The sequence below is a fragment of the Psychrobacter sp. M13 genome (assembly GCF_030718935.1).
GTDB lineage: Bacteria > Pseudomonadota > Gammaproteobacteria > Pseudomonadales > Moraxellaceae > Psychrobacter > Psychrobacter immobilis_G.
The window spans coordinates 3,039,097-3,056,535 of record NZ_CP132194.1 but is presented as its reverse complement, the minus strand read 5'-3'; the positions used below and the strand labels follow the sequence as shown (position 1 = coordinate 3,056,535).

Annotated in this window: 1 protein-coding gene; it reads left to right on the top strand. The window is 49.2% G+C overall.

Going from position 1 to position 17,439, the window contains the following annotated elements; genetic code table 11:
- Positions 1-181 precede the first annotated feature (181 nt).
- Entirely contained in the window at positions 182-17,398 is a 17,217-nt protein-coding gene (locus Q9G97_RS12915; RefSeq protein ID WP_305899136.1) for a YadA-like family protein, read from the top strand.
- Positions 17,399-17,439 lie beyond the last annotated feature (41 nt).

The following is a 17,439-nucleotide window of genomic DNA, read 5'->3' as shown; positions in this document are numbered from 1 at the left end:
GTGACATTGATATGGTTGGTCTTTCTAACTAACATTATATATAACTTACAAGAAATCACATATTCAACTAATTATTGAACCATTCGTTACCAATTTAGCTCATTTTTTAGAGCTCACTCATTCGCTAAACGCATTTGCTCATTAACTAATACAAACGTTTGAATACACAGGGAGCACTCTCATGAATCGTAATTATAAAGTTGTTTGGAATCGCTCATTAGGCTGCTTCACTGCTGTTGCAGAGTATGCCAAGAGCCAAGGTAAGTCATCAAGCGGAGCGGTCAGTTCAGGTGCTAACGCTTTGGATGTCATCAACTCAAATAGTAACGCATTACGTCTGAGTGCGATATGTGCAGGACTGGCAGCCTCAGGGTTCGGTATGCAAGCTAGCGCAACCTATAATAATTCCTATTGTATAGGAACTACTGCGGTGACTTGTGGTTATGGCGCCAGCTCTGGTGATTACGGTGTTGCAATAGGCAAAGACGCCAAAGCGAGGGGCCATGGTGCTACCGCAGTTGGCGCCTACTCTGAAGCGACAGACCAGTATGCTTCAGCCTTCGGTAAGATAGCAAAAGCAAAAGCATACGCTTCTACCGCAATTGGAGCACAATCTGAGGCGTTAGAAAAATATGCTACCGCTTCTGGTTATAAGGCAAAAGCGAAAGAATATGGCTCTACTTCTATTGGTTCATACTCTGAGGCATCAGCAAACTATGCTACTGCTCTTGGTAAGGCGGCAAAAGCGACCAAACACGGTTCAGTTGCTATTGGAGCAGGCTCTGTTACGGATAAAGATGCTAATAGTGTTAGTAGTGCCAAAGTCGGTGATGTGACTTTTGGCGATTTTGCTGGTTCAAAAGATATTCATGCGGGCGATCAGGTATCCTTTGGTAGTGCAGGTAATGAACGTCAACTCAAAAACGTCGCCGCAGGTAATATCAATGCGCACAGCACTGATGCTATCAATGGTAGCCAACTATATTCAGTCGCTCATGAACTATCTTCAGCCACTAAAAAGCCAATTACTTTTGCTGGTGATACTGGCAATAATGTTGATCGCAAATTAGGTCAGACCTTAAAGATTGAAGGTGGTGCTACTAATCTAACCGATAATAATATCGGAGTGGTCGCTGACGGTCATGACACCCTAACCATTAAGCTCTCTAAAAAGATTGACCTTACCAAAGACGGTCATCTTAAGATTGGCAACACCGTCGTTAACAATGCGGGTATTAATATTGCAGGTGGCCCTAATCAAAACGTTAACTTGACTAATAATGGTCTAAATAACGGTGGCAACCAAATCACCAATGTGAAGAGTGGTGGTAATGTAGACACTAATGCCGCAAATATCGGCGATATTAAGTCTTTCACTACAGGTCTTGGCAAAACAGTTGTAAAAGGTGGCACCAATGCAAGCGTCGCCACAAAAGTTGACGGTAATGAGACCACTTATACCGTCAATGCTGATGGTACTAAAGTTAGCTCAGCAAATAATGATGCGATTACCGTTACCGCTGGCACTAAAGATGCTAACAACGTCACCGACTATAAAGTTGACTTAGGTCAAAAGACCAAAGACACCTTAACGCAAGTGGGTACTAACACTACCAACATCAAGAACAACACAACTAACATTAGCAATAACACCAACACTATCGCTAAAGGCTTCAACATCAGCGCTGAGGGCAAAAACTCAGACAACGTCAAGCTTGGCGAGACCGTTGACTTCACTAATGACGACAATAATCTAGTTGTCACTAAAACTGCTAATAACACCATCAACTATGATCTTGCTAAAGACATCAGTGTCAATCAAGTCACCATAGGTAATGCGACCAACAACACGGTCTTAACCAGTACGGCTAATGGTTTGAGTGTCGGTGGCGACAAGATTACCAATGTCGCCAACGGTACTAATGATAAAGATGCGGTCAACTTAAGCCAGCTTAATGCTGCTATTATATCGGGCGGCGGATCAGTTAAATACTTCAGTGTAAACTCTACAGGTGGTGGCAACGCAGATAACAAAGGCGCAACGGGTACGAATGCCATTGCTATAGGTAAAGATACCACTGCTGCTGGAACAAACACCGTTGCTATCGGTGGCGGTGCCACAGGTCAAGGTGTCAACAGCGTAGCTATTGGTAATAACTCTGTAGCCTCAGGCCAACAGTCTATCGCTATCGGTGGTGTTCAGGATAATCTAAGTGACTCAGCACCAACAACCTCTAGTGGTAACCAGTCCATTGCTATTGGTGCCAACACTGTCTCAGCAGGTAATTCATCTATAGCAATAGGTGGCGACGATCTAAACGATGCTTCAAGAACAAATACAAATGGTAGCACCGCGGCAAGCGCCCTGAATGGCGGCACTGTAAACGCTCTATTTAAAGAATACTCTGGTGGCAAAGACTTAGTTGATACCAGTAATCTTTATACACCAGCTAAAGCTTCAGGTGCTGGCGCAATTACTATTGGTGTACAGTCTGCAGCGTCAGGTGCTTTGTCTACGGCTTTTGGTACTCGTGCTGAAGCAAGTGGCGACGCCTCATCTGCATTTGGTGTAGCTTCTAAAGCGACCAAAAAGGGCTCAGTTGCATTAGGTGCAGGTTCAACCACCGATGGCGATGCGACCTCTGAGAAGTCAGTTACTATTAATGGCGTTAAATACAATTTTGCGGGCAGTGTCGAAGACGGTGATACTGGCGCTCAAGTTTCTGTAGGCTCCAAGGGTTCTGAGCGTCAAATCAAAAATGTGGCTAGCGGTAAGATTAGCGCAGATAGCACTGATGCCATTAATGGCAGTCAACTCAACGCCACTAATCAATCAATTACCAATGTTTCTGAAACCGTCAACAAAGGTTTCAACATCACAGCTGAAGGTCAGAACAAAGACAACGTCAAGCTTGGTGAGACCGTCGACTTTACTAATGATGACAACAACTTAGTGGTCACTAAAACCGCTAACAACACCATCAACTATGATCTAGCTAAAGACATCAGTGTCAATCAAGTGACCATAGGCAATGCGACCAACAACACGGTCTTAACCAGCACGGCTAATGGCTTAAGTGTTGGTGGTGACAAGATCACTAACGTCGCAAGCGGTGGCAATGTAGACACCAATGCTGCGAATATTGGCGATATTAAATCCTTTACCGCAGGTCTAGGTAAAACTGTAGTAGAGGGCGGCACCAATGCGAGCGTTGCTACAAAAGTTGATGGCAACAAGACCACTTACACCGTCAATGCCGATGGCACCACAGTAAGCTCAGCGGATAATGACGCCCTTACCGTCACCAAAGGCACCAAAGATGCTAACAACGTTACCGACTATCAAGTAGCCTTAGGTCAAGACACCAAAGACAGCTTAGATAAAGCCGATAGCTCACTACAGTCAGTCGTTACCCAAATTGATGGTCAAAACGTCAAGACCTTAACTAAAGATGACAACACTGCTAACTTCGTCACCGGCGACAACATAGACCTAACTGAGGAGGCAGGTGGCGTTAAGATCTCAGTTAAGCAGAATATCAGCTTAGCTAGCGTCACCACAGGCAATAGCGCATTAAATAACGATGGCCTCACCATCACCGGTGGTCCGACCTTTACCACCAGTAAAGTGGACGTTGCTGGCAACAAAATTACCAATGTAGCAGATGGCGACATCAGCAAAGATTCTAAAGACGCTATTAATGGTAGCCAGCTCAATACTACCAACACCAACGTCACCAACAACACCAAAAACATCACCAAAAACGCAGGTGACATCACAACCTTACAAGGTGGCTTCAACCTTGAGAGTAATGGCACTGATACAGGCGCAATCAAAGCGGGCGACACCGTAGACATCGGCACTGCTAATGGTGAAACCAACATCACCGTCAGCAAAACAGGCAACGTCGTTGACTTTGCACTTAATAAAGACCTCACCGTTGACACCGTCACCGCAAACAGCTTTACTGCTGGTGACAGCATCTTAACTAACACAGGCCTCACCTTAGGCGCAGGCAACCCAAGCATCACCACCAGCGGTATTGATGCCGGTAGCAAAGTTATCACCAATGTCGCCACAGGGGTTGCAGGAACTGATGCAGTCAACGTTGATCAGCTAAAAGGCATCACCGCAGGCATAGGTAAAACAGTCGTTGAAGGCGGCACCAATGCAAGCGTTGTCACAGAAGTTGATGGTAATGAAACCACTTACACCGTCAATGCAGATGGCACCACAGTAAGCTCAGCGGATAATGACGCCCTTACTGTCACCAAAGGCACCAAAGATGCTAACAATGATACCGACTACCAAGTCGCTTTAGGTCAAAAGACTAAAGACACCCTAACGCAAGTAGGTACTAACACTACTGATATTGCTAAAGGTTTCAACATCAGTGCTGAAGGTCAGAACAAAGACAACGTCAAGCTTGGCGAGACTGTTGACTTTACTAATGACGATAATAATTTAGTAGTTACTAAAACCGCTGATAACACTATTAACTACGATCTTGCAAATGACATTACTGTAGGTAGCGTCACCGCAAACAGCTTTACTGCTGGCAACAGCATCTTAACTAACACAGGCCTAACCTTAGGCGCAGGCAACCCAAGCATCACCACAAGTGGTATTGATGCCGGTAGCAAAGTTATCACCAATGTCGCCACAGGGGTTGCAGGAACTGATGCAGTCAACGTTGATCAGCTAAAAGGCATCACCGCAGGCATAGGTAAAACAGTCGTTGAAGGCGGCACCAATGCAAGCGTTGTCACAGAAGTTGATGGTAATGAAACCACTTACACCGTCAATGCAGATGGCACCACAGTAAGCTCAGCGGATAATGACGCCCTTACCGTCACCAAAGGCACCAAAGATGCTAACAATGATACCGACTACCAAGTCGCTTTAGGTCAAAAGACCAAAGACAGCTTAGATAAAGCAGACAACTCAGTACAGTATGACAATGCTGACAAAACCAGCGTAACCCTAGGTGGCACAGGTGCCACTGATACCGTTACCTTAACTAATGTAGCAGATGGCGACATCAGCAAAGATTCTAAAGACGCTATTAATGGTAGCCAGCTCAATACTACCAACACCAACGTCACCAACAACACCAAAAACATCACCAAAAACGCAGGTGACATCACAACCTTACAAGGTGGCTTCAACCTTGAGAGTAATGGTGCTGATACAGGTGCAATCAAAGCGGGCGACACCGTAGACATCGGCACTGCTAATGGTGAAACTAACATCACCGTCAGCAAAACAGGCAACGTCGTTGACTTTGCACTGAATAAAGACCTCACCGTTGACACCGTCACCGCAAACAGCTTTACTGCTGGCAACAGCATCTTAACTAACACAGGCCTAACCTTAGGCGCAGGCAACCCAAGCATCACCACAAGTGGTATTGATGCCGGTAGCAAAGTTATCACCAATGTCGCCACAGGGGTTGCAGGAACTGATGCAGTCAACGTTGATCAGCTAAAAGGCATCACCGCAGGCATAGGTAAAACAGTCGTTGAAGGCGGCACCAATGCAAGCGTTGTCACAGAAGTTGATGGTAATGAAACCACTTACACCGTCAATGCAGATGGCACCACAGTAAGCTCAGCGGATAATGACGCCCTTACTGTCACCAAAGGCACTAAAGATGCTAACAACGATACCGACTACCAAGTCGCTTTAGGTCAAAAGACTAAAGACACCCTAACGCAAGTAGGTACTAATACTACTGATATTGCTAAAGGTATTAAGTTTGGTGATGGCAGCACAGCCAATAAATATGAGCTAGGTGACACCATCAATGTTAAAGGTGACGACAACATCACCTCAACGACGACTAAAGACGGCGTGCAACTAGGCTTAGGCAACATTATCACTGTAGGTCAGGCATCACCAAATGGGAATCCTGTTAAGGTTGATGGTACGACAGGTACTATCTCTGGTTTAACTAATACTGATTTTGATCCTACAAAGAATTACACAGGTGGACAAGCGGCTACTCAAGAGCAGTTAGGTGCACTTAATAATAACCTGAACAAAGGAATAGATTTTGCCGGTGATAATACTAACGTAATTATCAATCGCAAATCTGGTGAGAAAATCACTATAAAAGGTGATGCTGTTGATCTAAGTACTCTAACTACTGGTAATGTTGGTGTTATTGCTAATGATGCAAACAACACTTTAACTGTGCAGTTAGCAAAAAATGTTGATCTTACTGAGTCAGGTAATTTGACTATCGGTAATACTGTTTTAGACAAAAATGGTTTGGTCATTGCAGCGCCTTTCGGTCCAAACCAATCGGTTGGCTTAACTAATACTGGTCTGGATAACGGTAATAATAAAATTATCCGAGTAGCAGATGGTGAAATCAGCGCAGATAGCACTGATGCCATCAATGGCAGCCAGTTATTCGACACAAACCAAGCCGTTAACAAAGGCTTCAATATCACAGCTGAAGGTCAGAACAAAGACAACGTCAAGCTTGGTGAGACTGTCGATTTTACTAATGACGATAATAATTTAGTGGTTACTAAAACCGCTGACAACACTATTAACTATGACTTAGCTGATGACATCACCGTTAAAACCGTCACCGCTAACAGCTTTACTGCTGGTAACAGCATCTTAACTAACACAGGCCTCACCTTAGGTGCAGGCAACCCAAGCATCACCACCAGCGGTATTGATGCCGGTAGCAAAGTTATTTCAAATGTAGCCACAGGGGTCGCAGGAACTGACGCGGTCAACGTTGATCAGCTAAAAGGCATTACCGCAGGCATAGGCAACACAGTAGTAGAGGGCGGCACCAATGCGAGCGTTGCTACAAAAGTTGATGGCAACAAGACCACTTACACCGTCAATGCCGATGGCACAAGTGTCAGCTCAGCGGATAATGGTGCGCTTACCGTCACCAAAGGCACCAAAGATGCTAACAACGTTACCGACTACCAAGTAGCCTTAGGCAAAGACACCAAAGACAGCTTAGATAAAGCCGATAGCTCACTACAGTCAGTCGTCACCCAGATCGATGGTCAAAACGTCAAGACCCTAACTAAAGATGACAACACTGCTAACTTCGTCACCGGCGACAACATAGACCTAATCGATGAAGCAGGTGGCGTTAAGATCTCAGTTAAGCAGAATATCAGCTTAGCTAGCGTCACCACAGGCAACAGCGTACTAAACAACGATGGCCTCACCATCACCGGTGGTCCGACCTTTACCACCAGTAAAGTGGACGTTGCTGGCAACAAAATTACCAATGTAGCAGCAGGCACAGACGACACCGATGCGGTGAACGTCGGCCAGTTGAATGACACTAACACGCAAGTTAACAAAGGCTTTAACATCACTGCCAATGGTAGCCAAATTAATGCAGACAACGTCAAGCTTGGCGAGACCGTTGACTTTTCCAACACTGATGGCAATTTAGTTGCAAGCGTTAGTGACAACAAAATCAACTACAACCTAGCTGATGACATCACCGTCAATAGCGTAGATGCCAACCAAGTAAACGTTGGCAATACCTTAATCAACACTAACGGTCTAAGCATTGCTAATGGTCCTAGTATAACCAAAGATGGCATCAACGCTGGCAACAAAGTTATTACTAACGTCGCTGCAGGTATTGATATCAATGATGCTGTTAACGTCGGTCAGTTAAATGACCTTGCCTCAGGAGTAGGCAGCGCAGTAGTAGAGGGCGGCACCAATGCGAGCGTTGCTACAAAAGTTGATGGCAACAAGACCACTTACACCGTCAATGCAGATGGCACAAGTGTCAGCTCAGCGGATAATGACGCCCTTACCGTCACCAAAGGCACCAAAGATGCTAACAACGTTACCGACTATCAAGTAGCCTTAGGCAAAGACACCAAAGACAGCTTAGATAAAGCCGATAGCTCACTACAGTCAGTCGTTACCCAAATTGATGGTCAAAACGTCAAGACCTTAACTAAAAATGACAACACTGCTAACTTCGTCACCGGCGACAACATAGACCTAACCGAGGAGGCAGGTGGCGTTAAGATCTCAGTTAAGCAGAATATCAGCTTAGCTAGCGTCACCACAGGCAATAGCGTATTAAACAACGATGGCCTCACCATCACCGGTGGTCCGACCTTTACCACCAGTCAAGTGGACGTTGCTGGCAACAAAATTACCAATGTAGCAGATGGCGACATCAGCAAAGATTCTAAAGACGCTATTAACGGTAGCCAGCTCAATACTACCAACACCAACGTCACCAACAACACCAAAAACATCACCAAAAATGCAGGTGACATCACAACCTTACAAGGTGGCTTCAACCTTGAGAGTAATGGCACTGATACAGGTGCAATCAAAGCGGGCGACACCGTAGACATCGGCACTGCTAATGGTGAAACTAACATCACCGTCAGCAAAACGGGCAACGTCGTTGACTTTGCACTGAATAAAGACCTCACCGTTGACACCGTCACCGCAAACAGCTTTACTGCTGGTGACAGCATCTTAACTAACACAGGTCTCACCTTAGGTGCAGGCAACCCAAGCATCACCACCAGCGGTATTGATGCCGGTAGCAAAGTTATCACCAATGTCGCTACAGGGGTTGCAGGAACTGATGCAGTCAACGTTGATCAGCTAACAGCTTCTAATGAAACTATCAACAAAGGCTTTAACATCGCAGGCGCCAATGGCGCTGACGACAACGTCAAACTTGGCGAAACCGTCACCTATGACAGCACCGATGGCAGCATCATCACCACCATCACCGACAACAACGTCGACTTCGCTCTTGGCAACGACCTCACGGTTGGTGGCCCAGGCGCAAATGGACAACCTGGCAAAGATGGCACCATTGGCGTTAATGGCGCAGATGGCATCTCAGGTGTGGTTCTAAATGGTAAAGATGGCTCAATCGGCCTCACGGGCGCTGACGGCACCAACGGCACCATCACCGTCAAAGATGGCACCCCAGGGGTTGACGGCGTTGACGGCATCACCCGCATCGTCATCGACGACACAGAGGTTGCCACCTTAGAGGACGGCCTCAAGTTTGCCGGCAACACCGGCGACACCATCGCCAAACAGCTCAACGAAACCTTGAGCATCGAAGGCGAGCTTGCAGACAGTGCAACCGCCTCTGGCGCCAACCTACGCGTTGACAGCAAAGATGGCAAACTCAACCTAGTCATGGCACGGGATCTCACCGAGCTTGACAGCGTGACCGTTGGTAACAGCGTACTCAACACAGAAGGTCTCACCATCACTGGTGGCCCAACCTTTACCAGTAGTCAAGTGGACGTAGCTGGCAACAAAATCACTAACGTTGCAGCAGGCACAGACGACACCGATGCGGTGAACGTCGGCCAATTAAATGACACCAACACCCAAGTCAACAAAGGCTTTAACATCGCAGGCGCCAATGGCGCTGACGACAACGTCAAACTTGGCGAAACCGTCACCTATGACAGCACCGATGGCAGCATCATCACCACCATCACCGACAACAACGTCGACTTCGCCTTAGGCAGCGACCTCACCGTTGGTGGCCCAGGCGCTAACGGACTTCCTGGCAAAGATGGCACCATTGGCGTTAATGGCGCAGATGGCATCTCAGGTGTGGTTCTAAATGGTAAAGATGGCTCAATCGGCCTCACGGGCGCTGACGGCACCAACGGCACCATCACCGTCAAAGATGGCACCCCAGGGGTTGACGGCGTTGACGGCATCACCCGCATCGTCATCGACGACAAAGAGGTTGCCACCTTAGAGGACGGCCTCAAGTTTGCCGGCAACACCGGCGACACCATCGCCAAGAAACTCAACGAAACCTTGAGCATCGAAGGCGAGCTTGCAGACAGTGCAACCGCCTCTGGCGCCAACCTACGCGTTGACAGCAAAGATGGCAAACTCAACCTAGTCATGGCACGGGATCTCACCGAGCTTGACAGCGTGACCGTTGGTAACAGCGTACTCAACACAGAAGGTCTCACCATCACTGGTGGCCCAACCTTTACCAGTAGTCAAGTGGACGTAGCTGGCAACAAAATCACTAACGTTGCAGCAGGCACAGACGACACCGATGCGGTGAACGTCGGCCAATTAAATGACACCAACACCCAAGTCAACAAAGGCTTTAACATCGCAGGCGCTAACGGCGCTGACGACAACGTCAAACTTGGCGAAACCGTCACCTATGACAGCACCGATGGCAGCATCATCACCACCATCACCGACAACAACGTCGACTTCGCCTTAGGCAGCGACCTCACCGTTGGTGGCCCAGGCGCTAACGGACTTCCTGGCAAAGATGGCACCATTGGCGTTAATGGCGCAGATGGCATCTCAGGTGTGGTTCTAAATGGTAAAGATGGCTCAATCGGCCTCACTGGCAAAGATGGCACCAACGGCACCATCACCGTCAAAGATGGCACCCCAGGGGTTGACGGCGTTGACGGCATCACCCGCATCGTCATCGACGACAAAGAGGTTGCCACCTTAGAGGACGGCCTCAAGTTTGCCGGCAACACCGGCGACACCATCGCCAAACAGCTCAACGAAACCTTGAGCATCGAAGGCGAGCTTGCAGACAGTGCAACCGCCTCTGGCGCCAACCTACGCGTTGACAGCAAAGATGGCAAACTCAACCTAGTCATGGCACGGGATCTCACCGAGCTTGACAGCGTGACCGTTGGTAACAGCGTACTCAACACAGAAGGTCTCACCATCACTGGTGGCCCAACCTTTACCAGTAGTCAAGTGGACGTAGCTGGCAACAAAATCACTAACGTTGCAGCAGGCACAGACGACACCGATGCGGTGAACGTCGGCCAATTAAATGACACCAACACCCAAGTCAACAAAGGCTTTAACATCGCAGGCGCCAATGGCGCTGACGACAACGTCAAACTTGGCGAAACCGTCACCTATGACAGCACCGATGGCAGCATCATCACCACCATCACCGACAACAACGTCGACTTCGCCTTAGGCAGCGACCTCACCGTTGGTGGCCCAGGCGCTAACGGACTTCCTGGCAAAGATGGCACCATTGGCGTTAATGGCGCAGACGGCATCTCAGGTGTGGTTCTAAATGGTAAAGATGGCTCAATCGGCCTCACTGGCAAAGATGGCACCAACGGCACCATCACCGTCAAAGATGGCAGCGCAGGCGTTGATGGCAAAGATGGCATCACCCGCATCGTCATCGACGACAAAGAAGTTGCCACCTTAGCGGATGGCCTCAAGTTTGCTGGTAACACCGGCGACACCATCGCCAAGACACTCAACGAAACCTTGAGTATTGAAGGCGAGCTTGCAGACAGTGCAACCGCCTCTGGCGCCAACCTACGCGTTGACAGCAAAGATGGCAAACTCAACCTAGTCATGGCACGTGATCTCACCGAGCTTGACAGCGTGACCGTTGGTAACAGCGTACTCAACACAGAAGGTCTCACCATCACTGGTGGCCCAACCTTTACCAGTAGTAAAGTAGACGTAGCTGGCAACAAAATCACTAACGTTGCAGCAGGCACAGACGACACCGATGCGGTGAACGTCGGCCAATTAAATGACACCAACACCCAAGTCAACAAAGGCTTTAACATCGCAGGCGCTAATGGCGCCGCGGACAACGTCAAACTTGGCGAAACCGTCACCTATGACAGCACCGATGGCAGCATCATCACCACCATCACCGACAACAACGTCGACTTCGCTCTTGGCAACGACCTCACGGTTGGTGGCCCAGGCGCAAATGGACAACCTGGCAAAGATGGCACCATCGGCGTTAATGGCGCAGACGGCATCTCAGGTGTGGTTCTAAATGGTAAAGATGGCTCAATCGGCCTCACTGGCAAAGATGGCACCAACGGCACCATCACCGTCAAAGATGGCAGCGCAGGCGTTGATGGCAAAGATGGCATCACCCGCATCGTCATCGACGACAAAGAAGTTGCCACCTTAGCGGATGGCCTCAAGTTTGCTGGTAACACCGGCGACACCATCGCCAAGACACTCAACGAAACCTTGAGTATTGAAGGCGAGCTTGCAGACAGTGCAACCGCCTCTGGCGCCAACCTACGCGTTGACAGCAAAGATGGCAAACTCAACCTAGTCATGGCACGTGATCTCACCGAGCTTGACAGCGTGACCGTTGGTAACAGCGTACTCAACACAGAAGGTCTCACCATCACTGGTGGCCCAACCTTTACCAGTAGTAAAGTAGACGTAGCTGGCAACAAAATCACTAACGTTGCAGCAGGCACAGACGACACCGATGCGGTGAACGTCGGCCAATTAAATGACACCAACACCCAAGTCAACAAAGGCTTTAACATCGCAGGCGCTAATGGCGCCGCGGACAACGTCAAACTTGGCGAAACCGTCACCTATGACAGCACCGATGGCAGCATCATCACCACCATCACCGACAACAACGTCGACTTCGCTCTTGGCAACGACCTCACGGTTGGTGGCCCAGGCGCAAATGGACAACCTGGCAAAGATGGCACCATCGGCGTTAATGGCGCAGACGGCATCTCAGGTGTGGTTCTAAATGGTAAAGATGGCTCAATCGGCCTCACTGGCAAAGATGGTACCAACGGCACCATCACCGTCAAAGATGGCAGCGCAGGCGTTGATGGCAAAGATGGCATCACCCGCATCGTCATCGACGACAAAGAAGTTGCCACCTTAGCGGATGGCCTCAAGTTTGCTGGTAACACCGGCGACACCATCGCCAAACAGCTCAACGAAACCTTGAGCATCGAAGGCGAGCTTGCTGATAGTGCAACCGCCTCTGGCGCCAACCTACGCGTTGACAGCAAAGATGGCAAACTCAACCTAGTCATGGCACGGGATCTCACCGAGCTTGACAGCGTGACCGTTGGTAACAGCGTACTCAACACAGAAGGTCTCACCATCACTGGTGGCCCAACCTTTACCAGTAGTAAAGTGGACGTAGCTGGCAACAAAATCACTAACGTTGCAGCAGGCACAGACGACACCGATGCGGTGAACGTCGGCCAGTTGAATGACACCAACACCCAAGTCAACAAAGGCTTTAACATCGCAGGCGCTAACGGCGCCGCGGACAACGTCAAACTTGGCGAAACCGTCACCTATGACAGCACCGATGGCAGCATCATCACCACCATCACCGACAACAACGTCGACTTCGCTCTTGGCAACGACCTCACGGTTGGTGGCCCAGGCGCAAATGGACAACCTGGCAAAGATGGCACCATCGGCGTTAATGGCGCAGACGGCATCTCAGGTGTGGTTCTAAATGGTAAAGATGGCTCAATCGGCCTCACTGGCAAAGATGGCACCAACGGCACCATCACCGTCAAAGATGGCAGCGCAGGCGTTGATGGCAAAGATGGCATCACCCGCATCGTCATCGACGACAAAGAAGTTGCCACCTTAGCGGATGGCCTCAAGTTTGCTGGTAACACCGGCGACACCATCGCCAAGACACTCAACGAAACCTTGAGTATTGAAGGCGAGCTTGCAGACAGTGCAACCGCCTCTGGCGCCAACCTACGCGTTGACAGCAAAGATGGCAAACTCAACCTAGTCATGGCACGTGATCTCACCGAGCTTGACAGCGTGACCGTTGGTAACAGCGTACTCAACACAGAAGGTCTCACCATCACTGGTGGCCCAACCTTTACCAGTAGTAAAGTAGACGTAGCTGGCAACAAAATCACTAACGTTGCAGCAGGCACAGACGACACCGATGCGGTGAACGTCGGCCAATTAAATGACACCAACACCCAAGTCAACAAAGGCTTTAACATCGCAGGCGCTAATGGCGCCGCGGACAACGTCAAACTTGGCGAAACCGTCACCTATGACAGCACCGATGGCAGCATCATCACCACCATCACCGACAACAACGTCGACTTCGCTCTTGGCAACGACCTCACGGTTGGTGGCCCAGGCGCAAATGGACAACCTGGCAAAGATGGCACCATCGGCGTTAATGGCGCAGACGGCATCTCAGGTGTGGTTCTAAATGGTAAAGATGGCTCAATCGGCCTCACTGGCAAAGATGGCACCAACGGCACCATCACCGTCAAAGATGGCAGCGCAGGCGTTGATGGCAAAGATGGCATCACCCGCATCGTCATCGACGACAAAGAAGTTGCCACCTTAGCGGATGGCCTCAAGTTTGCTGGTAACACCGGCGACACCATCGCCAAGACACTCAACGAAACCTTGAGTATTGAAGGCGAGCTTGCAGACAGTGCAACCGCCTCTGGCGCCAACCTACGCGTTGACAGCAAAGATGGCAAACTCAACCTAGTCATGGCACGTGATCTCACCGAGCTTGACAGCGTGACCGTTGGTAACAGCGTACTCAACACAGAAGGTCTCACCATCACTGGTGGCCCAACCTTTACCAGTAGTAAAGTAGACGTAGCTGGCAACAAAATCACTAACGTTGCAGCAGGCACAGACGACACCGATGCGGTGAACGTCGGCCAATTAAATGACACCAACACCCAAGTCAACAAAGGCTTTAACATCGCAGGCGCTAATGGCGCCGCGGACAACGTCAAACTTGGCGAAACCGTCACCTATGACAGCACCGATGGCAGCATCATCACCACCATCACCGACAACAACGTCGACTTCGCTCTTGGCAACGACCTCACGGTTGGTGGCCCAGGCGCAAATGGACAACCTGGCAAAGATGGCACCATCGGCGTTAATGGCGCAGACGGCATCTCAGGTGTGGTTCTAAATGGTAAAGATGGCTCAATCGGCCTCACTGGCAAAGATGGTACCAACGGCACCATCACCGTCAAAGATGGCAGCGCAGGCGTTGATGGCAAAGATGGCATCACCCGCATCGTCATCGACGACAAAGAAGTTGCCACCTTAGCGGATGGCCTCAAGTTTGCTGGTAACACCGGCGACACCATCGCCAAACAGCTCAACGAAACCTTGAGCATCGAAGGCGAGCTTGCTGATAGTGCAACCGCCTCTGGCGCCAACCTACGCGTTGACAGCAAAGATGGCAAACTCAACCTAGTCATGGCACGGGATCTCACCGAGCTTGACAGCGTGACCGTTGGTAACAGCGTACTCAACACAGAAGGTCTCACCATCACTGGTGGCCCAACCTTTACCAGTAGTAAAGTGGACGTAGCTGGCAACAAAATCACTAACGTTGCAGCAGGCACAGACGACACCGATGCGGTGAACGTCGGCCAATTAAATGACACCAACACCCAAGTCAACAAAGGCTTTAACATAGCTGCTGATAATGGTTCTGACGATAACGTTAAACTTGGGGACACTGTCAAATACACGAGTACGGATAAGAGTATTACGACTACTGTCACCGATAACCAAATCGACTTCGCCTTAAACAGCGACCTCACGGTTGGTGGCCCAGGCGCTAACGGCGCACCTGGCAAAGATGGCACCATCGGCGTTAATGGCGCAGACGGCATCTCAGGTGTGGTTCTAAATGGTAAAGATGGCTCAATCGGCCTCACTGGCAAAGATGGTACCAACGGCACCATCACCGTCAAAGATGGCAGCGCAGGCGTTGATGGCAAAGATGGCATCACCCGCATCGTCATCGACGACAAAGAGGTTGCCACCTTAGCGGATGGCCTCAAGTTTGCTGGTAACACCGGCGACACCATCGCCAAACAGCTCAACGAAACCTTGAGCATCGAAGGCGAGCTTGCTGATAGTGCAACCGCCTCTGGCGCCAACCTACGCGTTGACAGTAAAGATGGCAAACTCAACCTAGTCATGGCACGGGATCTCACCGAGCTTGACAGCGTGACCGTTGGTAACAGCGTACTCAACACAGAAGGTCTCACCATCACTGGTGGCCCAACCTTTACCAGTAGTAAAGTGGACGTAGCTGGCAACAAAATCACTAACGTTGCAGCAGGCACAGACGACACCGATGCGGTGAACGTCGGCCAGTTAAATGCTACTAATAATAGTATGAATAAAGGTCTAAATTTTGCAGGTGATAGCGGTACGACTGTCAATAGCAAGCTTGGCGATACGCTCAATATCACAGGTGGCGTAACAGATACTACTAAGCTTACTGGTAATAATATTGGTATCACTGCTAATGGTAACAATGGATTAACCGTACAGCTTGCCAAAGACCTCACTGGTCTTAACAGTGCAACCTTTGGTGATGTCAAAATCTCACAGACAGGTCTTGACAACGGTGGCAACAAAATCATTAACGTTGCTGACGGCACTATCGCTCCTGACAGCAAAGACGCGGTGAACGGTGGTCAGCTCAATGCTACCGCAGGCTCTATTACCAACGTCATTGGCGGTAATGCAACTAACGTAGGCGGTATCGTAACCACTACTGACATTGGCGGTACAGGTAAAGACACCATCGATGACGCTATCAAAGCTGTTAACACCAAAGCCGCTCAAGCCAAATCCACTGTAACCGAAGGTGATAACATCGTTGTCACTAAGTCTACCAATGCAGATGGCTCTACTGACTATAAGGTTGCAACATCAAAAGACCTTAACGTCGACAGTGTAACTGCTGGTGATAACGTGCTAAATGGTGACGGCCTAACCGTAGGTGATACTACAGTCAAGAATGACGGTCTAACCATCACCGGTGGTGACAAAGGTGATGTGACTCTAGGCAATGCAGGTCTTAATAATGGCGGCAATGTCATCACAGGTGTCGGTGCTGGTAAAAATGACACCGATGCCGTTAACGTCGGTCAGCTAAATAATGTCGTTGCAGGCGCTAACAAAGGCTTCAATGTCACCGCTCAAGGGGACAAATCATCAAATGTAGCTAATGGCGGCACCGTTGACTTTAACAATACTGATGGCAACATCACTGTCACTAAGCCTGTTGATAGCAACGACATCAGCTTTAATCTCAATCCTAACCTCGACTTAGGAGATAAAGGTAGTGTTAAGACTGGCAACACAGTCGTTAATAATGATGGTGTGACTATCAAAGACGGTCCAAGCATCACGACGGCTGGCATCAATGCAGGTGGTAAAGTAGTGACTGGTGTGGCTGATGGTGTTATCGCTGATGGCAGCACAGATGCTATAAATGGCGGTCAGTTAAATAACTTTGGTAATGTGATCAATAACAGCATCAACGAGCTTGGCTATAAAATAGGTGAAGTAGGAGATGACGCTAACGCTGGTATCTCAGCTGCTATGGCAATGTCGTCAATACCTCAATCGTTCTTACCAGGTCGCTCCATGATTGGTGGTGGTGTTGCAACCTACAACGGCGAGAGCGCAGTTGCTGTCGGTCTATCGAGAGTCTCTGACAACGGACGTTGGGTGATGAAGTTGAATGGTACAGCAGATACCCAAGGTAATGCTGGCGCTGCGATTGGAGCAGGGTTCCATTTCTAAAAACAGTAAAAACCTGTAGTGTCTTGCATCTTGGCGTTAAA